Source organism: Qipengyuania sp. SM2512 (genome assembly GCF_054954005.1).
The window spans coordinates 922596-945865 of the sequence record NZ_CM143134.1; the positions used below are offsets into that span (position 1 = coordinate 922596).

General features: G+C 67.6%; 19 protein-coding genes. 9 read left to right on the plus strand and 10 right to left on the minus strand.

Going from position 1 to position 23270, the window contains the following annotated elements:
* Window positions 1-64: 64 nt before the first annotated feature.
* The 6 genes from ACQ5J0_RS04795 to ACQ5J0_RS04820 form a co-directional block, all read right to left on the minus strand.
* Complete coding sequence (locus ACQ5J0_RS04795) at window positions 65-700, minus strand: DUF1295 domain-containing protein (RefSeq protein WP_462569386.1); 636 nt, start codon at window positions 698-700, stop codon at window positions 65-67.
* The gene (locus ACQ5J0_RS04800; protein ID WP_462569387.1) at window positions 697-1314 is read right to left on the minus strand and encodes a lysophospholipid acyltransferase family protein; all 618 of its coding nucleotides are present in this window, start codon (window positions 1312-1314) and stop codon (window positions 697-699) included. Before ACQ5J0_RS04800 ends, ACQ5J0_RS04795 begins: the two co-directional genes overlap by 4 nt.
* Window positions 1311-2957 carry a carboxyl transferase domain-containing protein gene (locus ACQ5J0_RS04805; protein ID WP_462569388.1) on the minus strand — a complete coding sequence of 549 codons (1647 nt, stop codon included), beginning with the start codon at window positions 2955-2957 and terminating at the stop codon, window positions 1311-1313. The genes ACQ5J0_RS04800 and ACQ5J0_RS04805 overlap by 4 nt, the downstream gene beginning before the upstream one ends.
* Window positions 2954-3367, minus strand: a complete 414-nt coding sequence (locus ACQ5J0_RS04810; protein WP_462569389.1) for a hypothetical protein — start codon at window positions 3365-3367, stop codon at window positions 2954-2956. Before ACQ5J0_RS04810 ends, ACQ5J0_RS04805 begins: the two co-directional genes overlap by 4 nt.
* Before the next feature lie 153 nt (window positions 3368-3520).
* A complete protein-coding gene (locus ACQ5J0_RS04815; RefSeq protein WP_462569390.1) occupies window positions 3521-3826 on the minus strand; it encodes an alkylphosphonate utilization protein in 306 nt (101 codons plus the stop codon).
* A 4-nt stretch (window positions 3827-3830) separates the two neighbouring features.
* Window positions 3831-5009, minus strand: a complete 1179-nt coding sequence (locus ACQ5J0_RS04820) for an acyl-CoA dehydrogenase family protein (protein WP_462569391.1) — start codon at window positions 5007-5009, stop codon at window positions 3831-3833.
* A 167-nt stretch (window positions 5010-5176) separates the two neighbouring features.
* On the opposite strand from ACQ5J0_RS04820, the gene ACQ5J0_RS04825 reads away from it, so the two are divergent.
* From ACQ5J0_RS04825 to ACQ5J0_RS04840, 4 genes are all read left to right on the plus strand, one after another.
* Complete coding sequence (locus ACQ5J0_RS04825) at window positions 5177-6697, plus strand: sensor histidine kinase (RefSeq protein WP_462569393.1); 1521 nt, start codon at window positions 5177-5179, stop codon at window positions 6695-6697.
* A 79-nt stretch (window positions 6698-6776) separates the two neighbouring features.
* Window positions 6777-7292 carry a hypothetical protein gene (locus ACQ5J0_RS04830; RefSeq protein WP_462569394.1) on the plus strand — a complete coding sequence of 172 codons (516 nt, stop codon included), beginning with the start codon at window positions 6777-6779 and terminating at the stop codon, window positions 7290-7292.
* Entirely contained in the window at window positions 7289-8065 is a 777-nt protein-coding gene (locus tag ACQ5J0_RS04835) for an ATP-binding cassette domain-containing protein (protein ID WP_462569395.1), read from the plus strand. The genes ACQ5J0_RS04830 and ACQ5J0_RS04835 overlap by 4 nt, the downstream gene beginning before the upstream one ends.
* Window positions 8062-9609: an ABC transporter permease/substrate-binding protein gene (locus tag ACQ5J0_RS04840; protein WP_462569396.1), complete on the plus strand. Its 1548-nt coding sequence runs from the start codon at window positions 8062-8064 to the stop codon at window positions 9607-9609. The genes ACQ5J0_RS04835 and ACQ5J0_RS04840 overlap by 4 nt, the downstream gene beginning before the upstream one ends.
* Here ACQ5J0_RS04840 and ACQ5J0_RS04845 read toward each other — a convergent pair.
* Genes ACQ5J0_RS04845 through lgt form a run of 3 tightly spaced genes read right to left on the minus strand, consistent with a single transcriptional unit; the run spans window position 9606 to window position 12022 of the window.
* Window positions 9606-10025 carry a DUF2147 domain-containing protein gene (locus ACQ5J0_RS04845; RefSeq protein ID WP_462569397.1) on the minus strand — a complete coding sequence of 140 codons (420 nt, stop codon included), beginning with the start codon at window positions 10023-10025 and terminating at the stop codon, window positions 9606-9608. The genes ACQ5J0_RS04840 and ACQ5J0_RS04845 overlap by 4 nt on opposite strands.
* Before the next feature lie 43 nt (window positions 10026-10068).
* Window positions 10069-11148, minus strand: a complete 1080-nt coding sequence (locus tag ACQ5J0_RS04850) for a class I SAM-dependent methyltransferase (protein WP_462569398.1) — start codon at window positions 11146-11148, stop codon at window positions 10069-10071.
* A gap of 10 nt (window positions 11149-11158) precedes the next feature.
* Complete coding sequence (gene lgt, locus ACQ5J0_RS04855; RefSeq protein ID WP_462569399.1) at window positions 11159-12022, minus strand: prolipoprotein diacylglyceryl transferase; 864 nt, start codon at window positions 12020-12022, stop codon at window positions 11159-11161.
* 167 nt (window positions 12023-12189) lie between these two features.
* Between lgt and ACQ5J0_RS04860 the strand changes: the two genes are divergently transcribed.
* From ACQ5J0_RS04860 to ACQ5J0_RS04870, 3 genes are all read left to right on the plus strand, one after another.
* Window positions 12190-13881 carry a class I adenylate-forming enzyme family protein gene (locus tag ACQ5J0_RS04860; protein ID WP_462569400.1) on the plus strand — a complete coding sequence of 564 codons (1692 nt, stop codon included), beginning with the start codon at window positions 12190-12192 and terminating at the stop codon, window positions 13879-13881.
* Window positions 13878-16637, plus strand: a complete 2760-nt coding sequence (locus ACQ5J0_RS04865) for a [protein-PII] uridylyltransferase (RefSeq protein ID WP_462569401.1) — start codon at window positions 13878-13880, stop codon at window positions 16635-16637. Before ACQ5J0_RS04860 ends, ACQ5J0_RS04865 begins: the two co-directional genes overlap by 4 nt.
* 106 nt (window positions 16638-16743) lie before the next feature.
* Window positions 16744-19488, plus strand: coding sequence for a TonB-dependent receptor (locus tag ACQ5J0_RS04870; RefSeq protein ID WP_462569402.1), 2745 nt, complete (start codon window positions 16744-16746; stop codon window positions 19486-19488).
* Between the two features lie 84 nt (window positions 19489-19572).
* Here the strand turns inward: ACQ5J0_RS04870 and ACQ5J0_RS04875 are convergent, their stop codons facing one another.
* Entirely contained in the window at window positions 19573-20265 is a 693-nt protein-coding gene (locus tag ACQ5J0_RS04875) for a YggS family pyridoxal phosphate-dependent enzyme (protein WP_462569403.1), read from the minus strand.
* On the opposite strand from ACQ5J0_RS04875, the gene ACQ5J0_RS04880 reads away from it, so the two are divergent.
* Together ACQ5J0_RS04880 and ACQ5J0_RS04885 are read left to right on the plus strand one after the other, a co-directional pair.
* Window positions 20264-20839 carry a thiamine phosphate synthase gene (locus ACQ5J0_RS04880; RefSeq protein ID WP_462569404.1) on the plus strand — a complete coding sequence of 192 codons (576 nt, stop codon included), beginning with the start codon at window positions 20264-20266 and terminating at the stop codon, window positions 20837-20839. The genes ACQ5J0_RS04875 and ACQ5J0_RS04880 overlap by 2 nt on opposite strands.
* Window positions 20840-20927: 88 nt before the next feature.
* Entirely contained in the window at window positions 20928-23270 is a 2343-nt protein-coding gene (locus tag ACQ5J0_RS04885) for a DNA translocase FtsK (RefSeq protein ID WP_462569405.1), read from the plus strand.

A 23270-nucleotide genomic window follows, 5' to 3' on the forward strand; every position in this document is an offset into this window, starting at 1 on the left:
TCCCGCCGTTTAGCCCAAGCAGGCGAAGGTTTAAAGGCAGCGCGGTTGCAATCGTGTCGCCGGCTCAGCCGCGATTGCGGAAGCGCAGGACGGTGACGAGGATCGGCCCGATCGCCGTCCAGGCCGCCACCCACCACCCCGCCGATGCCGCGGCGATCCAGATGCCCCACCAGACGCAGGCGGTGCCGGTCAGGCCGAGGCGGTCGCTGCGCCGCTCGCCGAACCATTCGCACCCGATCCCGGCGACGAAGAGTGCCAGCCCGGTCAGCGCCATTCCGCTGATCGCCTGGTCCCAGCTCGCCTCGAGGATGCCGTATTGCGCCGGGCTGGCGATCACGAACATCAGCAGCGCCTGGAGCAGGAAAACCTTGAACAGCGCGGCCAGCGCGAAGCGGCCCCGGGCACGGGCGGGGGCGAGAAGCCTCGCGTAGCGCGGGTCCGCGCCTTCGCGCCGCCAGCGCAGCAGCCGCTGCAGCGCGAGCCACACCCCCCACACCACGACCATCGCCATCAGCATGGTGGCCAGCGGCCCGGGTTCGGCAAGCCGCAGCCAGCTCAGGACCGCCAGCAAGGCGATCCCGCCGCCCCAGAAGGCATCGACGAAGGAAACGTCGTCCGCCTGCAGCGCCAGCACCCACAGGATCAGCGCGAGCCCGAGCAGGATCGCCGCATTGGCCAGCAGTGCCTCGATGATCATCATGCGGATCCTTCCCCCTGCTTATCGTCCTCGCGCAGAGATTGCGCCAGCCGTTCGAAGCGCGCGCAATCGGGGCGTTTGGAACGGTAGAACTCCGCGATCCTGAGCAGATCGGCGCAATAGTCGCTGCTGGGCCAGATCGGCTCGCCGATGCCGCCCAAGCGGCGCTCCTGATCGACCCACGCCGGGACGATCGGCACGCCTGCGCTCAGGGCGATGTGGTAGAACCCCGATTTCCACTGCCCTTGCGATCCGCGCGACCCCTCGGGCGCAATCACCAGCGCCAGTTCGTCGCTCGCCGCGAAGGCCGCGGCGACCTGATCGACGAATTTGGCCCGCTTGCCGCGGTCGACTGCGATCCCGCCCATGTCGCGCATGAACCGCGTCATGGGCCATTTGAACAGCGTGTGCTTGCCGATGAAGGCCGGCTTCAGGCCCAGTTGCTCGACCGCCCCGAGCACGAACACGAAATCCCAGTTGGAGGTGTGCGGCGCGCCGGTGACGACGCATCTCGAGACCCCGGGATGGCCCCCTTCGAAGCGATAGCCGCGGCGCCGGTAAAGCGCGACGAGGAGGCGGTGAACGAGCCGCGAAAGGAGCGTGGGGCGGGGCGTCACATCCGGAACACGCCGAACGCCGGCCGCTCCGGGATCGGTGCCTCGAGCGTCGCGGCGAGCGCGAGGCCGAGCACGTCGCGGGTCTGCGCGGGGTCGATCACCCCGTCGTCCCACAATCGCGCGGTGGCGTAATAGGGATTGCCCTCGTCCTCGTACTTCTGCCGGATCGGCGCCTTGAAGGCCTCGGCCTCCTCCTCGCTCCAAGAGTCGGCGTCGCGGTGGACGGTCGCGAGCACGCTGGCCGCCTGTTCGCCGCCCATCACCGAGATTCGCGCATTGGGCCAGGTGAACAGGAAGCGCGGGCCATAGGCGCGGCCGCACATGCCGTAATTGCCCGCGCCGAAGCTGCCCCCGATCACCACGGTGAGCTTGGGCACGCTGGCGGTGGCGACCGCGGTGACCAGCTTCGCGCCGTGCTTGGCGATGCCCTCGGCCTCGTATTTGCCGCCGACCATGAAGCCGCTGATGTTCTGCAGGAACAGCAGCGGGATCCGCCGCTGGCAGGCGAGCTCGATGAAATGCGCGCCCTTGACCGCGCTTTCGGAGAACAGCACGCCATTGTTGGCCAGGATCGCGACCGGCATCCCCCAGATATGCGCGAAGCCGCAGACCAGCGTGCTGCCGTAATGCGCCTTGAACTCGTGGAACTCGCTGCCGTCGACCAGCCGCGCAATCACCTCGTGGACGTCGTAGGGCGCACGGACATCGTCGGGGACGAGGGCGTAGAGATCCTCGGCATCGAACAGCGGTTCGACGGGCTCGAGAATTCCCGGGTGAATCCCCGCGGAGGCGGGGATCTCGTGCAGCCCGCGTGAGGCCCCCGCCTGCGCGGGGGCGCAGTGACTGACGATATCGCGCACGATCGTCAGCGCGTGCTCGTCGTTCTCCGCCAGGTGGTCGACCACCCCCGATTTCCTCGCATGCAGATCGCCGCCGCCCAGATCCTCGGCCGAGATTTCCTCGCCCGTCGCGGCCTTGACCAGCGGTGGTCCGGCGAGGAATATCGTCCCCTGGTTGCGGACGATCACGCTCTCGTCGGACATGGCGGGGACATAGGCGCCCCCCGCGGTGCAGCTGCCCATCACGCAGGCGATCTGCGGGATGCCCAGCGCGCTCATGTTGGCCTGGTTGAAGAAGATGCGCCCGAAATGGTCGCGGTCGGGGAAGACCTCGGCCTGATGCGGCAGATTGGCGCCGCCGCTGTCGACCAGATAGATGCAGGGCAGCCGGTTCTCCTGCGCGATCTCCTGCGCGCGAAGGTGCTTCTTGACCGTCATCGGGTAATAGGTGCCGCCCTTCACCGTGGCATCGTTGCACACGATCATGCACTGGCGACCCGAGACCCGCCCGATCCCCGCAATCATCCCCGCGCCGGGGATGTCGTCGCCATCGTAGAGGCCGTCGGCGGCGAGCTGGCCGATCTCGAGAAAGGGCGAGCCCGGATCGAGCAGCCGCTCCACCCGCTCGCGCGGAAGCAATTTGCCGCGCGAAACATGCCGCTCGCGGCTGCGCTCCGGTCCGCCCAGCGCCGCCTGCGCGACCTTGTCGCGCAATTGCCGGGCGAGCGTCTGGTTATGATCGAACCGCGCCCTGGCATCGGGTGCGTCGCGGTCGAGCGTGGAGGTGAGCGTGGGTGCGGTCATGAATTATCCGAAAGCTGCTTGGCTGAGCGCCAATGACGCCATGCCAGAAAAAAGACGAAGCCCGCAAAGGCGGCCTGCAGGCCCAGGCTGAAGTAGAATTCCTCATAGCCCGCGATGAACGCCGTGTACCCATTCACCAGCACATTTGAACCCATGATCACGCAGCCCAGCACAATTCCCCAGCGCTGGCGCACCCAGATGAGCAGCGCCGCAAGCGGATCGAGGAACACCAGGACGGTCCAGTAAAGGTTGAACGGCAGCGGCCGGAACTCGTAGGGGAGCCAGCCATAGTTCCAGATATCGAGCGTGTGGGTGGTTGCCCCGATCAGGAACCCTGCCGTCCAGATGAGCTTGGCGATGACCGGCACATCGTTGCCGCGAGCCGACAGGCCTCTCCCCCTATTCGTCATGCTGACCTCGTTTCAGCATCCGTTTCTCCGCCTGCGCCACCCACTTGCAGCCGAAGGATGGATCCTGAAACAAGTTCAGGGTGACGGTTGAAAACGGGCTTCGCCGAGCGGCCTGACGGCAATCCATCGCGCTGCAAAGTTGGATGGGTCCTGCTAGCGTTTCTTGACGAACTCGGCCCGCAGGACGAGCCCCTTGATGCCCGGATATTTGCAGTCGATCTCCTGCGCGTCGCCCGTCAGGCGGATCGATTTGATCACGGTTCCCTGCTTGAGCGTCTGGCCTGCGCCCTTCACCTGGAGGTCCTTGATCAGCGTCACCTGATCGCCATCGGACAGCAGATTGCCCACCGCATCGCGCACCTCGACCGTATCGGCAGTGGCTTGCCTTGCCGCCAGTTCCGAAGCGGGCAGCCATTCGCCGCTCGCCTCGTCGTAGACATAGTCGTCGTCGCTGCTCATGACCTCACCCTGCCGCCCCGATCAGCTCGCGGCCGATCAGCATCCGGCGGATCTCGTTGGTCCCCGCGCCGATGTCGAGCAGCTTGGCGTCGCGCATGTAGCGTTCCACCGGCCAGTCGAGCGTATAGCCCGCGCCGCCCAGTGCCTGGACGCTTTCGCCCGCGACGCGGAAGGCGTTCTCGCTGGCGAGCAGGATGCAGCCAGCCGCGTCGAAGCGGGTGGTGTGGCCGCTGTCGCAGCTCTTCGCGACCGCATAGGTGTAGGCGCGCGCCGATTGCAGCGCGACATACATGTCGGCGACCTTGGCCTGCATCAGCTGGAAGCTGCCGATCGGTTTGCCGAATTGCCGGCGCTCGCGCAGATAGGGAATGACCGTGTCGAGGCAGGCCTGCATGATCCCGAGCTGCAGCCCAGCGAGGACCACGCGCTCGTAGTCGAGCCCGCTCATCAGCACGCCGACCCCGCCGCCGACCGCGCCCATCACGTTTTCCTCGGGGACCTCGCAATCGTCGAACACCAGCTCGGCGGTGGGCGAGCCGCGCATGCCGACCTTCTCGATCTTCTGGCCGATCGAGAAGCCGGGCATGTCCTTTTCGATCAGGAAGGCGGTGATCCCGCGCGACCCGGCCTCGGTATCGGTCTTGGCATAGACCACCAGCGTGTCGGCATAGGGCGCGTTGGTGATCCAGAACTTGGTGCCGTTGAGGACGTAGCCGCCCCCCCTGCTGTCGGGAACCTGTTCGGCCTTGAGCTTCATCGAGACGACATCGGAGCCCGCGCCCGCCTCGCTCATCGCCAGGCTGCCGACATGCTCGCCGCTGACCAGCTTGGGCAGGTATTTCGCCTTCTGCTCGTCATTGCCCCAGCGCGCGATCTGGTTGATGCACAGGTTGGAGTGCGCGCCGTAGCTGAGCCCGACCGAGGCGCTGGCGCGGCTGACTTCCTCGACAGCGATGACGTGTTCGAGATAGCCCAGCCCGAGCCCACCGTCTTCTTCGGCCACGGTGATGCCGTGGAGCCCCAATTCGCCCATCGCAGGCCACAAATCGCGCGGGAACCAGTCCTCGCGGTCGACCTTCTGCGCCAGCGGCGCGATCTGTTCGTCGGCGAAGCGCGCGACGGTCTCGCGGATCATCTCGCCGCTCTCGCCGAGCTGGAAATCGAAATCGGGGGTCGCGCGCATATCTGCTCCTGTTGCGGGTCTTTTCGGGGGCCCTCGCGCCGCCCGGTCGCCTGTCGGGCGCGCGATAGCCGGGTTGCGCCCGGCGGGCAAACCTCAAGCCCGGCCAGCCTCATGCTCGATTGGAAATCCTTGCCTTATCGGGACCTTGCGCTATGGCGCTGCGGCCCATGAAGCTGGCACGCTTTCCCCTCTGGCCCAGTCGCACACCCGCCGATCCCGCGCGATCGGACGAGCACGACCGTGCCCGAGTGATCGCCGCGCATGGCGTGGATGCGGTCGAGGACGATCCCGAGCTGACGCGGATCGTCGAATTCGCCGCGCAATTGTGCGAAGTTCCCGTCTCGGTGGTCACGGTGGTCGAGGAACAGCGCCAGCGCTTCCTCGCCCGAACCGGGATCGACGTGCGCGAGACCCCGCGCCCGACCAGCTTCTGCGGCCATGCGATGGTGGAGCACGCGCCGATGGTGGTGCCCGACGCCACGCAGGACCCGCGCTTCGCCGACAACCCGCTGGTCACCGGCGAAATGGGAATCCGCTTCTACGCCGGCGCCCCGCTGATCTCGAGCGAGGGCACTCCGCTGGGCGCGCTGTGCGTGATCGATTTCGAGCCCCGCCCGGAGGGTCTGACCGCGTTTCAGACCGAAGGGCTGAGCGTGCTCGCCGAAGCGGTGATGCGGCGGCTGACCTTCGAGCGGCAGGCGCGGGCAGCCGACGCCCATCTCAGCCGCAGCGAACAGCGCGTTCGCCAGCTCGCCGAGCATCTGCCGGTCTATGCCTGGGCAGCGGATGCCGCGGGCAAGATCGACTACGCCAACCAGCCCTTCCTCGAATTCTGCGGCACCAGCGATCTCGCCGCGATCGATTTTGCCGCGCTGGTCCATCCGGACAATCTGGCAGAAGTCACCGAAGCCCGCCGGGTCTCGCGCGAGACCGCATCGCGCTGGGAAGCGCGCGCGCAGGTCATGCGCCACGACGGCATCTATCGCTGGATGATCCTGCGCGCCTGGCCGGTGACGATGGGCGACGAGCCGCCCGAGGCGTGGTTCGGTGCCGCGGTCGATATCGACGATCTCCACCGCCTGTCCGATTCGCGCGACCTGCTCGCGCGCGAGCTGTCGCACCGAATCAAGAACATCTTCGCCGTCGTTTCCGGTCTCGTTGCGGTGCGTTCGCGCGCCTGGCCCGAAGCCAAGGAATTCGCCGACGAACTGCAATCGACGATCCGCGCGCTGGGCCGCGCGCACGACTATGTCCGCCCCTTCGAGGGTCGCAAGGGCTCGAGTCTGCACGGGCTGCTCGAGGATCTGCTCGAACCCTATCGCGATGCGCAGGGCGGCAAGGTCGCGGTGAACGGCGACGATTGCACGATCGGCGAGAAGGCGGCGACTCCGCTGGCGCTGATCTTCCACGAACTGGCGACCAATTCGGCCAAATACGGCGCGCTTGGCGACGGCGCGGGCTCGGTCTCGATCAACATCGCGAGCAATGGCGATGTCATCACCGCCGACTGGCTCGAAAACGGGCTGAGTCCGGGCGAAGGCGAGAGCGCCGCCGAAGGCTTCGGTTCGCGGCTGCTGCGCATGGCGGTCGAGGGCCAGCTCGGAGGCAAGTTCGAACGCCGCTTCGAGGACGATGCACTGCATGTCACGCTGACGCTTTCGCGCGCAGCGGTCGAAGCGGGCGACTGAAGCAAGGCCGCGATCCCAAGCGAAGGGGTCGCGTTTCGCGGGCGGGTTTCCTATGCAGGTCGCGCCCAAGGAGAACCCCATGAAATCCGCCATCGCCATCCTCGCCGGTTCCGCATTGCTGGCCGCGTGCAGCGACGGCACCGAGCAAAGCGCGGCGCCCGAAACGCCGCAGCAGGCGGTGCTCAGCAGCGGCGCCCCGGAGGCTGCGCCCACTTCCGAACCGCCGCCGCTGCCCAATGAATTCTCGCGCACCGCCTGGCGCGCGCGCGACGAGAGCGGCGCGCTCTACACCACCTTCCTCGATCCAGGCGGCCGCTATCGCGACCTGCGCAATGGCGACCTGTGGCAGCAGGGCGCCTGGGAATACGACGAGGAAGACCGGATCTGCTTCACCCCCGATCCCGAGGATTCGCTGGACCAATGCTGGCGCCCCGAGCGGATGGACGAGTCGGGCCGTATGATCGCCACCAGCGACAGCGGGCGCAGGGTCCAGCTCGAAAGCGTCGAATACCGCCGACCCGAACCGCCGGTCGAAGCCGACACAGATGGCGAGGACGGTTCGGAGGCAACGGACGCAGCGGCCGAGGTCTCGTGAACCGAGCCCCGGCGGCGCTCGAATTCGACCGTGTCAGCCGGCGCTACGGCGCTATCCGTGCGGTCGACGAAGTGTCGCTGACCATCGCCCCAGGCGAATTCGTCGCGCTGGTGGGCGCCTCGGGCTCGGGCAAGTCGACGCTGCTCAAGACGGTCAACCGGCTGGTGGTCCCCGACAGCGGGCGGGTGCTGTTCGAGGGCGAGGACACCGCATCGCTCCCGCTCGCCGCGCTGCGCCGCAAGCTGGGCTACGTCTTCCAGGGCATCGGCCTGTTCCCGCATATGACCGTGGGCGAGAACATCGCCATCGGTCCGCGGCTGGCGGGCGAGCGGCTGGCCCCTGAACGGATCGCGCAATTGCTCGAATTGGTCGAGCTCGAACCCGCCATGGCCGCGCGGCTGCCCGAAGCGCTTTCCGGCGGGCAGCGCCAGCGCGTCGGCGTGGCGCGCGCGCTGGCGGGCGAGCCGCATCTGCTGCTGATGGACGAACCCTTTGGTGCGCTCGATCCGGTGACCCGCGCCGCGCTGGGGAACACAGTGCGCGAACTGCATGATCGGCTCGCGCTGACCACGGTGATGGTGACGCACGACATGGCCGAGGCGCTGCTGCTCGCCAGCCGGGTGCTGGTGATGGATGGCGGAAGGATCGTCGCCGACCAGGCGCCGCATGCGCTGCTCGCGGGGCGCGGCGGGCCGGTGGCGCAGGAGCTGGTCGCGGTGCCGCGCGATCAGGCTGGGCGGCTGGCGCGGATGACCGGCGAGGGCGCGGCATGAGCGATTTCTGGACCTTGCTGCTGGGCCTGGGCGACGAACTCGCCGCGCATGTTCTGCTCTCCGCAGCCGCGATCGGGCTGGGGATCGCCATGGCGCTGCCGCTGGCGGTCTGGGCGGGACGCTCGGAGACCGTCGCGCGGGTCGCGCTGGGTTTCGCCAGCCTCGTCCAGACCATCCCCGCGCTGGCGCTGCTGGCGCTGTTCTTCCCGATCCTGCTGAGCCTGCGCGCGGTCTTCGGCGAAGGCCTGCCGACGCTGGGATTTCTCCCCGCGCTGCTGGCGCTGGCGCTCTATGCGCTGCTGCCGATCCTGCGCAATGCGGTGACCGCGCAGGCCAATCTCGACCCCGGGGTGATCGAGGCGGCGGATGGCGTCGGGATGAGCCAATGGCAGAAGCTGCGGCTGGTCGAGGCGCCGCTCGCCGCGCCCTTCGTGATGGCGGGGATCCGCACCGCCGCGGTCTGGACCATCGGCGCCGCGACGCTCTCGACCACGATCGGCCAGCAGAGCCTGGGGGATCCGATCTTCGCCGGGCTGCAGACCCAGAACTGGGCGCTGGTGCTCGCGGGCTGTCTTGCCTCCGCCGGTCTGGCGCTCACCGCCGACCTGCTGCTCGGGCTGATCGAGCGCGGTTTCGCGCAGCGCCGCCGCGCGTTGTGGCTGGGCGGGATGGTGGCGGTGCTGCTGGGGATCACCGCAGCGCTTGCGGCGCAGTTCGCCCCGGCGCTGCGCGGCGATGCCCGCGACACGGTGGTGATCGGCGCAAAATCCTTCTCCGAGCAATATGTCCTCGCCCGGCTGATCGGCCAGCGGCTGGAGCAGGCGGGCTATGCGGTGGAATATCGAGACGGTCTAGGCTCGGCGGTGGTCCACAGTGCGGTCACCACCGGCGCGATCGACGTGGCGATCGACTACACCGGCACGCTGTGGACCAATCAGATGGGGCGCGAGGACAATCCCGGTCGCGAGGCGATGTACGAAGCGATCGTCGCCTGGAAGCGCGACACCAGCGAGGCGCGCGTGCTCGGGCGGCTGGGGTTCGAGAACGCCTATGCCTTCGCGATGCGCGAGGACCGCGCGCGGGAACTCGGCGTGCGCACCCTCGCCGATCTCGCGCGCGTCGCCCCGCGGCTGACCGTGGGCGGCGATCCCGAATTCTTCGAGCGGCCCGAATGGGTCGCGGCGCGCGAGGCATACGGACTGGATTTCGCCCGGCAGCGCAATTTCTCGCCCACCTTCATGTACAACGCGCTGCGCTCGGGCGGCGCGGACGTGATCAGCGCCTACACCTCCGACGGGCGGATCGCGGCGGACCGGCTGGTGGTGATCGAGGACCCGCGCGAGGCGCTGCCCAGCTACGACGCGCTGATCCTGCTGGGACCGGAGGCGCAGGCCGATCCCCGCCTGGTCGCGGCGCTCCAGCCGCTGCTCGGCGCAATCGACGTCGAGGCGATGCGCGAAGCCAATTTCGCGGTCGATCGCGAGGAGAACAAGCTTTCACCTGCAGCCGCGGCGCGCGAGCTGGCGCGCGCGATCGGGCTCTAACTGGCCTTGGTCCAGACCTGCGTCTGGCAGAACGGGCCGAGGCAGCCCTTCACCTCGAGCCGGCCGTTGGCCAGCCGGCGAACCACCGAGCGGTAGTCCTTGCCGCTCTTGGGATCGTAGATCCGCCCGCGCCAGAGATCGCCGTCTTGGGTGAAGGAGGTCAGCACCGGCATCCCCAGGATGCGGCGGCTGCGCTTTGCGGGGTCGGGATTGTTGACGTCGCGCTGGCCCGCGCCCTCGGGCGGCGGCTTGAGGAAGCGGCTGATCTTGCCGCAGATGCTGCGCCCGCACTGGCCGACGGCAATCACCGCGTCCTTCTCCTCGGTGACCCAGTTCCCGGTAATCGGCGCGGCGGCGAGTGCCGGTGCGGCAGTGAGCGTAGCGGTGACGGCGAGGGCAAGAGCGGCAAGTTTCATCGGCAATTCCTTCTGGGTTGCGGCGGGTGCTTGTCGCTTCGTCTCATGCCGGGCGCGCAAATCCGGCACCCGGCGGCCATCCGCCGCCCGACAGCGCAAAGACCTTGAACAGCTCGCCCATTTCATCGCCATGAACGAGCCGCCGATGCGCGGCCACGATCTCTGCCGCGCGCTCGGGTGCCTTGGCGCTCAGCGCCTGCGCGCGCGCTTCGATCCCCAGCGCGGTCAGCCAGGCGCCCTGCGTGGTCCCCGCGATCCATGGCACGCCGGCCTCTTTGGCGATCTCGGCGAGAATGGCGAAATCGACATGCGCGGTAATATCCGCCTCGCCCGGCAGCGCCAGCGGATCGAGTTTTTCATGCGCACGCACCGCCTGCAGCGTCGAACCGGCGCGCGGTGCCAAATGGCCGTAATCGATGAACAGCGTCGCGCCGCCCTGCGCGGTCAGCCGCCGCGCGAGTTCCGCCAGCGCCGCGGCGGCGCCGGGGCAGGTCTCGACCAACGTGCCCGGTGCCGCATCGCGCCAGGCCTCGGGCACCGTCGCATCCATCGGCTGCGTCCCCGCGGTGAAGACGAAGCCCTCCGCGGCATCCTCGCCTACCAGTGCCACCATCCGTTCGCGCCAGCCCGCTTCGGTCCGCACCAGCTGTCGCACCGGCAGCGCGTCGAGAAATTCATTGGCGACCAGCAACAGCGGGCGATCCACGGGCAGGCCGGCGAGATCGTCGTGGAATTGCGCGCCCGGCAGCGCTGCGGTCTGGACTCGCCGCAGCGCGGGCGAGCCCTCGACCAGATGCACCTGCGGCTCGAGCCCCTGCCCGCGCATCACCCGCAGCGCATCGCGCGCCAGCGTGCCGCGCCCCGGCCCGAGCTCGGCATAGACCGCATCGCCCGGCCGTCCGGCGCGGACCCACAGATCCGCCAGCCAAAGCCCGATCATCTCGCCGAACATCTGGCTGATATCGGGCGCGGTGACGAAATCGCCCGCCGCGCCGAGCGGGTCGCGCGCGGCGTAGTAGCGGGCGTTGCTCTCGCCCATGAAGCGCGCAACCGGCATCGGTCCATCGCTGCGGATCAGCCGCGCGAAGCTCTCCGCAAGCCTTGTCGGGACGCCGCCGGTCACAGGCCTCCGCTCAGACGACGGTGCGCCGGGCAGAGGGCCGGTCGTCTGTCTTGCGCGTGAGGCTGTAGGCGATCACCGCCAGCCCCACCGCGATCATTGGCAGCGACAGCCATTGCCCGCGCGACAGACCCGATTCGGCCACCACATAGGCGAGATGCGCATCGGGCGCGCGGAAGAACTCGTTGACGAACCGCGCCAGCGACACCCCGACGGTGAAAATGCCCACCAGCAGGCCGGGCCGGTAGCGCGCGCGGGTGTACCAGAACAGCGGCACCAGAATGACGATCAGCAGCAACCCCTCGAGCCCAGCCTGGTAGAGCTGGCTGGGATGGCGACCGACACCGAGCGGATCGCTGGGGAACACCATCGCCCAGGGGACGTCCGTGGGGCGGCCGTAAAGCTCGCCATTCACGAAATTGGCGAGCCGCCCGAAGAACATGCCGAAGGGCACGTTGACCGCGATATAGTCGCACACCCGCAGCCAGTGGAGCTGGCCCCGCCACGACACGAATGCGATCGCCGCGAGCACCCCGAGCACCCCGCCGTGGAAGCTCATCCCCCCGGTCCACAGGGCGAACAGCTCGAGGCTGCCGAACAGTTCGGGCCGGTAGAAGGCGGCGTAGCCCAGCCTGCCGCCGAGGATGATTCCCAGCGTGCAATAGAAGAACAGATCGTCGACATGACGCTGCGCCATCGGCCCACCCGGCGCGCGCACCATGCGCGACAGGTGCCAGTAGCCCAGCAGGATGCCGCCCAGATAAGCGAGCGAATAATAGCGCAGCTGGAACGAACCGATTGAGAACAGATAGGGCCTCAGCCCCAGCTCGGCCCACTGGATCGGCTCGGCGCCGGTCGCGGCGAGTAGTGACAACAAATGGATATCCCCTTAGAGACGCGCCCGAGTCCGCCCATGGAATCCCGTGCGGTGCGGCTTGTGGCATAGCGGGCGGTTTCGGGAAAGCCTGCGCATGCTGGGGCGTTGTGCCCCGGGGCGAAATGCAATGATGCATTCGCCCTTCACCGGAGAGGATCTCAATACCCATGCCGACCGCGCTCGACACGACACTCGACACGATCATGAACACGCTGACCGCGCCCGGTGCTCCGGCCGAGACGGTGCCTTTCACCCGCAACGGCGTCGAAATGCCGGCGCTCAAGAACGCGCCGCCGAGCATGGTCCATTACATCGCGCATTACTGCAACGAGCATAAGGATGCGGACTTCCTGGTCGATGGCGATCACCGCCTGACCTTCGGCGAAGCCTACGCCGCGGCGCGCCATGTCGCTGCCGGGCTGGTCAAGGACCACGGCGTCCAGAAGGGCGACCGCATCGCGATCGGGGCGCGCAATTCGGCCAATTGGATCATCACCTATATGGGCGTGCTGATGGCGGGCGGCTGCGCCACGCTGCTCAACGGCTTCTCGACCGGCGAGGAACTGGCCGAGCAGGTCGCGCTGGTCGAAGCCAGGCTGCTGCTTGCCGACGGCGCCCGTTTCAAACGGCTCGAGGGCATCGCGCTCGAATCCGAACTGGTGCGCATCCGCCACGACCAGCCCGCGTCGAAGGGGCTCGCCAATATCTGGGGCGATCCCGCAGACGTCACCCTGCCCGAACTGGGCCCCGACGATCTGGCGACCGTGCTCTTCACCTCGGGTTCGACCGGCCGCTCCAAGGGCGCCTATTCGGACCATCGCGGCGTCGTTCACGGCGCGATGAGCTATGCGCTGCAATCGCTGATGGCGTTCACCTATCTCGGCTCGACCGGAAGCGCGCCGACCAGCCAGGCCAGCGCGCTGCTCGCGGTGCCGCTGTTCCACGTCACCGGCGAAGTGCCGCTGTTCCTCCAGAGCTTCGCGCTCGGGCGCAAGATCGTGCTGATGCCCAAATGGGATGCGCGCGAGGCGATGCGGCTGATCGAGAAGGAAAAGGTCAGCTATTTCGCCGGGGTCCCGCTGATGACCTACGAGATGGCCAGCCATCCCGAGCGCGACCAGTTCGACATGTCGAGCTGCACCAGCCTCGCCGCGGGCGGCGCGCCGCGTCCGGTCGAGCATGTCACCAAGATCAAGGAAGCCTTTCCGACCGGCTTCCCGCTGCTGGGTTACGGGCTGACCGAGACCAACGGCGTGGGCTGCGGCAATTTCAACGAGAACTACATCGCCAAGCCCAGCAGCACCGGCAAGGCCAGCCGCCCGCTGGTCGATCTGGCGATCCTCGACGACGACGGCAACGCCGTGGCGCAGGGCGATGTCGGCGAGGTCTGCATCCGTTCGGTGTGCAATTTCATCGGCTATTGGAACAATGACGAGGCAACCGAGGCCGCCTTCACCAAGGACATGTATTTCCGCACCGGCGATCTCGGCAAGCTCGACGAGGACGATTATCTCTATATCGTCGACCGCAAGAAGGACATCATCATCCGCGGCGGCGAGAACATCACCTGCATCGAGGTCGAGGACGCGATCTACGCGCATCCCGATGTCGCGGAATGCTCGGTCTTCGGCCTGCCCGACGAGCGCTACGGCGAGATCCCCGCGGCGGTGATCCTGCCCAAGCCGGGCAAGAGCCTGAGCGCCGACGAGCTGCGCGATTTCCTCAAGGACCGTATCGCCCCGTTCAAACAGCCGCAGCAGATCTGGATCGCCGAGGAGACGCTGCCCCGGCTCGGCACGCAAAAGGTCGACAAGCGCATGGTCCGCGCCACCTATGCCAAGGATTTCATCGACGCGTGACGGCAACCAGGCTTCCCGACCAGCGCGCGATCATCGACCGGCGCAAGCTCGCCGCCCGGATCGCGGCGCTGGCGGAAGCAGGGGGACGCGAGGCCCGGCCGCAGATCGTCGAGACGCTGCGCGAGGCGCTCGATGCGGGCCGCGCCGAACTCGCGCGCCGGCTCGAGGCGGCCCCCTCGGCGGGGCATGCCTGCGCCAATGGCCATGCCTTCCTGATCGACCAGCTCGTCCGCGTGCTGTTCGATCATGTCACCGCCCATCTCTACCCCGCCGCCAACCGCAGCTCCGCCGAACGGATCGCGATCATGGCGGTGGGCGGCTACGGCCGCGCCGAGATGGCGCCGCATTCCGATGTCGATATCGCCTTCCTCACCCCGCAGCGCAGCGCGCCGTGGTGCGAGCAGGTGATCGAGGCGATGCTCTATCTGCTGTGGGATCTGGGGCTCAAGGTCGGCCATTCGAGCCGCTCGGTCGATGAGGCGACGCGGCTGGCGCGCGAGGATCTCACCATCCGCACCGCGCTGCTCGAGGCGCGCTACATCTGGGGCGACGAGGCGCTTTACGACGAGGCCGCGCGGCGCTTCTGGGCCGAAGTCGCGCATGGCACCGGGCGGCAGTTCGTCCGCGAGAAGCTGGCCGAACGCGACGCGCGCCACCGGCGGATGGGCGACAGCCGCTATGTCGTCGAGCCCAATATCAAGGAAGGTAAGGGCGGCCTGCGCGATCTCCAGACGCTCTACTGGATCGGCAAATACATCCACCAGGTCCGCAGCGCCTCCGAACTGGTCGATGTCGGCCTGTTCACCAGCGACGAATACCGCAGCTTCCGCCGCGCCGAGCGCTTCCTGCTGGCGGTGCGCTGTCACCTGCACCAGATCACCGGGCGCGCCGAGGACCGGCTGACCTTCGATTTCCAGCGCCAGATCGCCGAGCGGATGAATTTCGCCGACCGGCCGGGCAAGAGCGCGGTCGAGCGCTTCATGCAGTTCTACTTCCTCCAGGCCAACCGCGTCGGCAGCCTGACCGGCGTGTTCCTCTCGCATATCGACGACCAGTTCGCGCAGAAGAGCCAGCGCAGCGGCTTCTTCGCGGGCTTTCGCGCCCGCCCGCGTGAGGTCAAGGGCTACCGCGTCCACGGCGGCCGCATCGCCGCGCCCTCGGACGACTGGTTCCGCAAGGACCCGGTGCGGCTGATCGAGCTGTTCCAGCTGGCCGAAGCCGAGCAGCTCGAGATCCATCCCCAGACCATGCGCCAGGCGAGCCGCGATTCCGGTCTGATCGACAATGATGTGCGCGAAAGCCCGCGCGCCAATGCGCTGTTCCTCGAGCTGCTCGCCGGGCGTAAGGACCCCGAGGCGGTGCTGCGCTGGATGAACGAGGCCGGAGTGATGGGACGCTTCGTGCCCGATTTCGGCCGCGTCAACGCGCAGATGCAGTTCAACATGTACCACCATTACACGGTGGACGAGCACACCATCCGCGCGATCGGCCTGCTCAGCCGGATCGAGAAGGGCGAGCTCAAGCAGGACCATCCGCGCGCCTCGCGGCTGATCCACAAAGTCTCCAGTCGCCGCGTCGCCTATGTCGCGGCGCTGCTCCACGATATCGCCAAGGGCCGCGGCGGCGACCATTCGGTGCTCGGTGCGGAGGTCGCGCAGGAGCTGTGCCCGCGCTTCGGGCTGAGCAGCGCCGAGACCGATCTGGTCGCCTGGCTGGTGCGCGAGCATCTGCTGATGAGCGCCACCGCCTTCAAGCGCGACCTCACCGATCCCAAGACGATCGAGGATTTCGTGGCGAAGGTGCAAGGAGTCGAACGCCTGCGTCATCTCGCGATCCTCACCGCGGTCGATATCCGCGCGGTCGGACCGGGGGTGTGGAACAGCTGGAAGGGTCAGCTGCTGGGCGAATTGTTCGACACCGCGCAGGAGCGGCTGCGGCTGGGCCACGCGCGCCACGGACGCGAGCTGCGCGTCGCCGCCAAGCGCGAAGAAGTCGCCGAACTGCTCGGCGAGCGCGCCGATCTGGCGCACAGCGTCGGCATGCGCTTCGACGATGCCTATTGGATCGCCGAGGCGCCAGACATCGTCGCACTCAACCTCGTGCATTTCGACGCCGCCCGCGAAGCCGGTCACAAGCTCTCGATCCACTGCGAATATTACGAGCAGCGCGGCGCAACGCTTGTCACCGTGATCGCCGCCGATCATCCCGGCCTGTTCTACCGCATTGCCGGCGGGATCCATCTCGCCGGCGCCAACATCATCGATGCGCGGATCCACACCACCCGCTCGGGCTGGGCGGTCGACAATTTCCTGATCCAGGACCCGCATGGGCGCCCGTTCCGCGAGGCGGCGCAGCTCGAGCGGATCGAACGCTCGATCGAAGATGCGCTCGCCAACCGGATCGCGCTCGAGCCGCGGCTGGCGCAGCGTCCGCTGCCGCACCACCGCTCGAAGGCCTTCGATGTCGACCCGAGGGTGGTGTTCGACAACAAGGCCTCGAACCGCTTCACCGTGATCGAGGTCAACGCTCGCGACCGCTCGGCGCTGCTCAACCGGCTTGCGCGCACGCTGTTCGAGGAGGGGCTGGTGGTCCATTCGGCGCATATCACCGCCTATGGCGAGCGCGCGGTCGATACCTTCTACGTCACCGACGTCACCGGCTCGAAGATCACCTCCGAAGCACGGCTGGCGCGGATCGAGGAGGCGCTGCTCGAAGCGGGGAGTGATGCATTACAGGCACGGTTGGAAGAAGCGTAACAACCGTTTGTCGGGCGAGTCTTGCAACTTCCATGCGTGTGGCTACGAGTGCACGTTACAAAAGAAAAACATAACAACGTAAAGTTGAATCAGGAGAGAGAAGCCCATGAAAACCCGTTATGCATCACTGCGCGTGCTCGCCCTTCTCGGTGCGGGCGCCGCGCTCGCCCCGGCCGCGGCGATGGCGCAAGACCAGACCGATACCGATCTGATCGAGAACGCCGATGTGGTGGATTCCAACGTAATCGTCGTGACCGCGCAGGGCCGTGCGCAGGTGCTTGCCGATGTCCCGGTCGCGATCAACGCGGTTTCCGCCGAACAGCTCGAGCGTTCGGGCACCAACGACATCCGCGAACTGACCCAGGTCGCGCCCTCGCTGCTCGTCTCCTCGACCGGCAACGAAGCCAACGGTTCCGCGCGTATCCGCGGCATCGGCACCGTGGGCGACAACGCCGGGCTCGAAAGCTCGGTCGCGGTGTTCGTCGACGGGGTCTACCGCTCGCGTTCGGGCAATGCGCTGAGCGAGCTCGGCCCGCTCGACCGGATCGAAATCCTGCGCGGGCCGCAGGGCACGCTGGGCGGCCGCAATTCCTCCGCCGGCCTGATCTCGATCTACACCGCGCAGCCCGAATTCACCTTCGGCGGCCACGGCTCGATCTCCTACGGCAATTACGACGCGATCCGGGTCGAGGGCGGTATCACTGGCCCGCTCAGCGAGACGATCGCCGCGCGCATCGACGGGGTCTATTCGCGCCGCGACGGCTTCTACAACGATGTCGTCAACGACACCGACGTCAACAATCGCGATCGCTATCTGGTCCGCGCGCAATTGCTGTTCGAACCGACCGAGGACATCAGCTTCCGCCTGGTCGGCGACTATTCCAAGAAGGACGAGGCCTGCTGCGCGGCGACCTTCGTCCAGACCGATTTCGCCCCGCTGGCGCGGCTGAGCGACGATATCCCGCCGCTCTCTGCCGAAGCCAAGTTCGACTATCCCGGCTCCGCCACCCCGGCGCTGACCAGCACCGCCAACCCGATCATCCCGGTCCTCCTCGCTCTCGGGCAGAACCCGATCGCGCTCAACGGCGGCACCTTCAACCGCGACATCTACGTCAGCCCGGGCCGCACCTATCAGGGCGAGACCGAGGATTTCGGCGTCTCGGGTGAATTGAACTGGAGCTTCGGCGACACGACGCTGACCTCGATCACCGGCTACCGCGAATATTCCAACTTCCAGGCCTCGGACACCGACTACACCCAGATCGACATCCTCTACCGCGCCCCGACCGAGGATGCCGGTGCGCGCGAGTTCAAGACCTTCACCCAGGAACTGCGCCTGTCCGGTTCGGCCTTCGACGACCGCGTCGAGTGGCTGGTGGGCGGTTTCTACGCCAACGAGAAGCTGCAGTCGCGCGACAATCTGCGGTTCGGGACGCAATATGGCGCCTATGCTCCGTGCCGGATCATCAATGCGATCAACACGGCATTGACCGCACCCGGGGCCACCGGGTGCATCACGGCCGGCGGCCGGGGGGCGCTGCTGGCCGCCAATGGCGGCGCGGGGGCCTTCGGACCCGCGACCCCGCTGATCTTCGCCGGGCTGGACAATCTGGCGACGCTCAACGATCTCGGCGGCACCGGCGATGTCTACAACCAGAAGAGCGAGAGCTTCGCGGTCTTCACGCACAACATCTTCCACATCACCGACAATCTCGATCTGACGCTTGGGCTTCGCTACACCAACGAGACCAAGGATTTCGACGCCACCTTCGGCAATGACAACACCGTCTGCCCGACCAACCGGGCGCTGCTTTCGCCGCTGCTGGGTACGGGTGCGGGTCCGCTGGCGGCGGGCATCATCGGCCTGTCCTGCCAGGGCAACTCGACCTCCGAACTCGACGGGATCTCGCTCGCCGACAGCCGCGACGAGAACGAGTTCACCGGCACCGCGGTGCTCAGCTACAAGCCGACCGACGACCTGCTGGTCTATGCCTCCTATTCGCGCGGCTACAAGGCGGGCGGTTTCAACCTCGACCGTTCCGCGCTGGCCGAACCGGTCTTCCTCGACGTCGACAATATCGACATCAGCCGGCTGCAGTTCGACCAGGAAACGGTCGACGCCTTCGAACTGGGCGCGAAATACTCGACCCGCGAGTTCGGCCTCAGCGTCGCCGCCTTCCGCCAGGAATTCACCAACTTCCAGTTAAACACCTTCAGCGGGACGGTCTACTTGGTGCAGAACGTCAACGCCTGCAGCGACGATCTGGGCGGCACCGACCAGGATGGCAGCGTCGCCACCGGCGCCTGCGCTGCGGACAATGTCATCCCCGGCGTTGTGGCTCAGGGGATCGAGATCGAGGGCACGCTCAACCCCTCGCCCGATTTCAACGTCACCCTGGGTCTGACCTATGCCGACACCAGCTTCGAGAACGATCTGATCGGCAATGACAGCGGCGCACCGCTCGATCCTGCGCTGCGTCTGCTGCCGGGCGACAATATGTCGAACGCGCCGGAAATCACGGTGACCAGCTCGGTGTCGTGGACCCCGCCGATCGGCAGCAGCGGGATGCGGGGACTGGTGTTTTTCAACACCCGCCTGGTCAGCGACTACAACACCGGTTCGGATCTGCTCTACGGCAAGGAACAGGACAGCTACATGATCGCCAACGGCCGGATCGGCCTGACCAATATCGCCGGCCGCTTCGCGATCGAGGGCTGGGTCCAGAACATCTTCGACAAGGACTACACCCAGGTCGCGTTCAACACGCCGTTCATCGCCGAGCAGCAGACCTATTCGGCCTTCCTCGCCGAACCGCGCACCTACGGGATCACGCTGCGCGGCGAGTTCTGACGCAGGGCCTCACAGGCACAACAGGAAAGGGGCGCTCTCGGGCGCCCCTTTTCGTTTGCGGGCTCTGCTTGTCGCGAGGCTCGCTCAGCCGCCGCGGGCGCCGAACAGCGCGCTGCCGACGCGGATATGCGTCGCGCCGAGCTGGATCGCGGTCTCGAAATCGGCGCTCATTCCCATGCTCAGGCCCATGCTGCGACCTGAAGGCTGCTCCTCCGCGAGCCCGTGGTCGCGCGCCAGCTTGTCGAGCAGCGCGAAGAAGGGCGCGGGCTCGATATCCTGCGGCGGCAGGCACATCAGCCCGGCGAGCGGGATATCCGCCCCCCGCGCCTGCGCCAGCAGATCGGGCAGCTTGCCGATCGGACAGCCGCCCTTCTGCGCCTCTTCGCCGACATCGACCTGGACGAAGCACGGCACCCGGCGGCCGGTCTTGTCGAAGGCCTTGGCCAGCGCCTTGAGCAGGCTGGGCCGGTCGAGCGAATGGATGACGTGGAACAGCGCGGCCGCTTCCTCCGCCTTGTTCGACTGCAGCTGGCCGATCAGATGCAGTTCGGCATCGGGATAGCGTTCGCGAAGCCCGGGCCATTTGTCCTGCGCCTCCTGCACCCGGTTCTCGCCGAAGACGCGCTGGCCCTGTTCGAGCAGCGGGAGGATGCTCTCGGCGGGATGCGTCTTGCTCACCGCGACCAGCGTCACCTCCTCGGGTTTGCGCCGGGCGATGGCGCAGGCCCTGGCGATGCGGTCATGAATTTCGGCGAGCGGGGTGCGTGGCGTCTCCATGACGGCGCGCTATAGCGAGGCTGTGTCCGCTGACCAGACCCCCGAACTGCTCCGCCTGCCCGATCTGTGGCTGCTCTCCGACGCGCGCAACGATGCCGCGCTCGAGCGCAGCCTCGCTGCACTGCCGCCGGGCTCGGGCTTCGTGTTCCGCCATTACCACCTCGCCAAAGCCGAGCGCCGCGCGCGGTTCGACGCGCTGGCGGCGCTGGCCCGCGCGCGGGGTCACTTGGTGGTGCTGTCAGACCACCCCGAGCGAGCGCGCGAATGGGGCGCCGACGGGGTCTATGGCTCCGCCGAACGCATCGCCGGAGCCTCAATCCTCGCCATCGCTACCGCGCATGACGAGGCCGAGATCGCTGCGGCGGCAAGCGCTGGAGCGCAGGCCGTCATGGTCTCCCCCGTCTTCGCCACCCGCTCGCATCCCTCTGGCAAGGCGATGGGCGCGCAGCGGTTCCACGCGCTCGCCCGGCTCTCACTGCTTCCGGTGATCGCGCTGGGCGGGATGGACGCCGAACGCGCGCGCACACTCGGCTGGCCGCGCTGGGCCGCCATCGACGGGCTGACGGCCGAGTGACCGCCGCACCCGATCCCTCCCGGAACGCTTGACGCGGGACTCGCCCGCGAGACATAAAGCGGCTCAGGCACAGCGAAAAGGGCATCCCATGGCTACGCGAGCGCTCGCGAAATCGGACTGGCGTGCGGTGTTTCGCCGCTCGCTGCGCCGTGCCGTGCAGATGTCGGGCGCCGCGCTGCTCGCGCTGGCGACGCTGTTCCTTGCGCTCGCGCTGGCCAGCTATGCGCAGACCGACCCCAGCCCCTCCACCGCCGCGGCGGGGACCGATATCGCCAACTGGATGGGCGCGAGCGGTGCCTGGGCCGCCGAACGCGCGCTCTATTTCTTCGGCCTGCCGACCGTGTTGCTGCTGCCGCTGCTCTATATTTCCGCGCGGCGGCTGTGGCGCGATGTCGAGACCGACAGCCAGGGCGGCGAGACCGGCTGGTGGACGCCCTTCGCGCTGCTGCTGCTGGCCATGGTGCTGCTGGCGAGCGTGCTGGCGCTGAGCTTCGACCAGAGCGGCGGCGCGCTGCCGGCGGGCTATGGCGGGTTGCTCGGCCTGCTCGGCGCGGGCGGGATCGAGGCGGTGGCGGGCCGCTTCCCGGAGGGCGGTCAAGGCTGGGTGACGGCGGCGCTGGCGCTGCTAGCGCTGGCCGGCGGGATCGCGCTGGTGACCCGCGTCTTTGCGATCGACTGGGCGCAATTCCTCACCCTGCCCGATTTCGTCCGCCGCGCGCCGCGCCTTGTCGACAGCGAGAGCTTTCCGCTGCCCAAGCGCAAGCAGCGCCGCGAGCGCGCCGAGGACGCTGCGGAGAGCATCGGCGAGAACATCGCCGAGCCCGCGGCGCCGCGCCGCGCGCCCGAGATCCCCGATCCCGCCGCCTCGCCGCGCCCGGCCGCCTCCTCCGCCACCCCGGTGCAGCGCGACATGTTCGCGCAGTACAACCTGCCCGGGCTCGAACTGCTCGAGGACATCCCCGAGCAGAGCGTGGTCAAGCTCGACAAGATGGCGCTGGAGCGCAACGCCCGCCTGCTCGAGAACGTGCTCGACGATTTCAACGTCAAGGGCGAGATCACCGCGGTCCGCGCCGGGCCGGTGGTGACCATGTACGAGCTCGAACCCGCGCCGGGGATCAAGGCCAGCCGCGTGGTCGGGCTGGCCGAGGACATCGCGCGCAATATGAGCGCGATCTCGGCGCGCGTTTCGCCGATCCCGGGCAAGACCGTGATCGGCATCGAGCTGCCCAATGCCGAGCGCCAGACGATCTCCTTCAAGGAACTCGCCTCCTCGGCCGATTTCGCCGATGCGCCGGGCAATCTGCCGATGATCCTGGGCAAGAACATCGCCGGCGAACCGATCGTCGCCGACCTCGCGGCGATGCCGCATCTGTTGGTCGCGGGCACCACCGGCTCGGGCAAGTCGGTCGGGCTCAACTGCATCCTGCTCAGCCTGCTCTACCGCTTCACCCCGAGCGAATGCCGGCTGATCCTGATCGATCCCAAGGTGCTCGAGCTCAAGAGCTACGACGACATCCCGCATCTGCTCAGCCCGGTGGTGACCGAGCCGCACAAATCGGTGCGCGCGCTCAAATGGGCGGTGGGCGAGATGGAGAACCGCTACCGGATGATGTCGAGCGTCAATTCGCGCAGCATCAACGCCTTCAACGAGAAGGTCCGCAGCGCCGCCGCCAAGGGCACGCCGCTGGGCCGCCGGGTCCAGACCGGCTTCGACGCCGAGACCGGCGAGGAGCTCTACGAGGAAGAGCAGCTCGACTATCAGGTGCTGCCGCAGATCGTGCTGATCGTCGACGAACTCGCCGATCTCATGGTCACCGTCGGCAAGGAGATCGAGGTGCTGATCCAGCGGCTGAGTCAGAAGAGCCGCGCCGCGGGGATCCATCTGATCATGGCGACGCAGCGCCCCTCGGTCGATGTCATCACCGGGGTCATCAAGGCCAACCTGCCCACGCGGATCAGCTTCAAGGTCACCAGCCGGATCGACAGCCGCACCATCCTGGGCGAACAGGGTTCCGAACAGCTGCTGGGCAAGGGCGACATGCTCTACAAGCCCAACACCGGCGCGATGGTCCGCGTCCACGGGCCCTTCGTTTCCGACGAGGAAGTCGAGCGGGTCGCCGATCACTGGCGCGGGCAGGGCAAGCCCGACTATGTCGATGCGGTCACCGAGGAGAGCGAGGACGGCGGCTTCTCCTTCGAGGACGAGCTCACCGCCAGCGACAACCCCGAGGAACGCAAATACCGCCAGGCCTGCCAGATCGTGTTCGAGAACCAGAAGGCCAGCGGCTCCTGGCTCCAGCGCCAGATGGGGGTAGGCTACAACACCGCCGCCAAATGGATCGAGCGGATGGAGGAGGACGGTTTCGTCGGCCCCTCCAACCACGTCGGTCGCCGCGAGATCTTCCGCGACCGCGACGGCAATCCGATGTGA

Coding starts and splice junctions, on each gene's coding strand:
- ACQ5J0_RS04795 (WP_462569386.1), bottom strand. CDS start 700: ATGATGATCATCGAGGCACTGCTGGCCAATGCGGCGATCCTGCTCGGG.
- ACQ5J0_RS04810 (WP_462569389.1), bottom strand. CDS start 3,367: ATGACGAATAGGGGGAGAGGCCTGTCGGCTCGCGGCAACGATGTGCCG.
- ACQ5J0_RS04870 (WP_462569402.1), top strand. CDS start 16,744: ATGAAAACCCGTTATGCATCACTGCGCGTGCTCGCCCTTCTCGGTGCG.
- ACQ5J0_RS04820 (WP_462569391.1), bottom strand. CDS start 5,009: ATGCGCGCGACCCCCGATTTCGATTTCCAGCTCGGCGAGAGCGGCGAG.
- ACQ5J0_RS04815 (WP_462569390.1), bottom strand. CDS start 3,826: ATGAGCAGCGACGACGACTATGTCTACGACGAGGCGAGCGGCGAATGG.
- ACQ5J0_RS04840 (WP_462569396.1), top strand. CDS start 8,062: ATGAGCGATTTCTGGACCTTGCTGCTGGGCCTGGGCGACGAACTCGCC.
- ACQ5J0_RS04885 (WP_462569405.1), top strand. CDS start 20,928: ATGGCTACGCGAGCGCTCGCGAAATCGGACTGGCGTGCGGTGTTTCGC.
- ACQ5J0_RS04880 (WP_462569404.1), top strand. CDS start 20,264: ATGACGGCGCGCTATAGCGAGGCTGTGTCCGCTGACCAGACCCCCGAA.
- ACQ5J0_RS04860 (WP_462569400.1), top strand. CDS start 12,190: ATGCCGACCGCGCTCGACACGACACTCGACACGATCATGAACACGCTG.
- ACQ5J0_RS04805 (WP_462569388.1), bottom strand. CDS start 2,957: ATGACCGCACCCACGCTCACCTCCACGCTCGACCGCGACGCACCCGAT.
- ACQ5J0_RS04830 (WP_462569394.1), top strand. CDS start 6,777: ATGAAATCCGCCATCGCCATCCTCGCCGGTTCCGCATTGCTGGCCGCG.
- ACQ5J0_RS04825 (WP_462569393.1), top strand. CDS start 5,177: ATGAAGCTGGCACGCTTTCCCCTCTGGCCCAGTCGCACACCCGCCGAT.
- ACQ5J0_RS04845 (WP_462569397.1), bottom strand. CDS start 10,025: ATGAAACTTGCCGCTCTTGCCCTCGCCGTCACCGCTACGCTCACTGCC.
- ACQ5J0_RS04875 (WP_462569403.1), bottom strand. CDS start 20,265: ATGGAGACGCCACGCACCCCGCTCGCCGAAATTCATGACCGCATCGCC.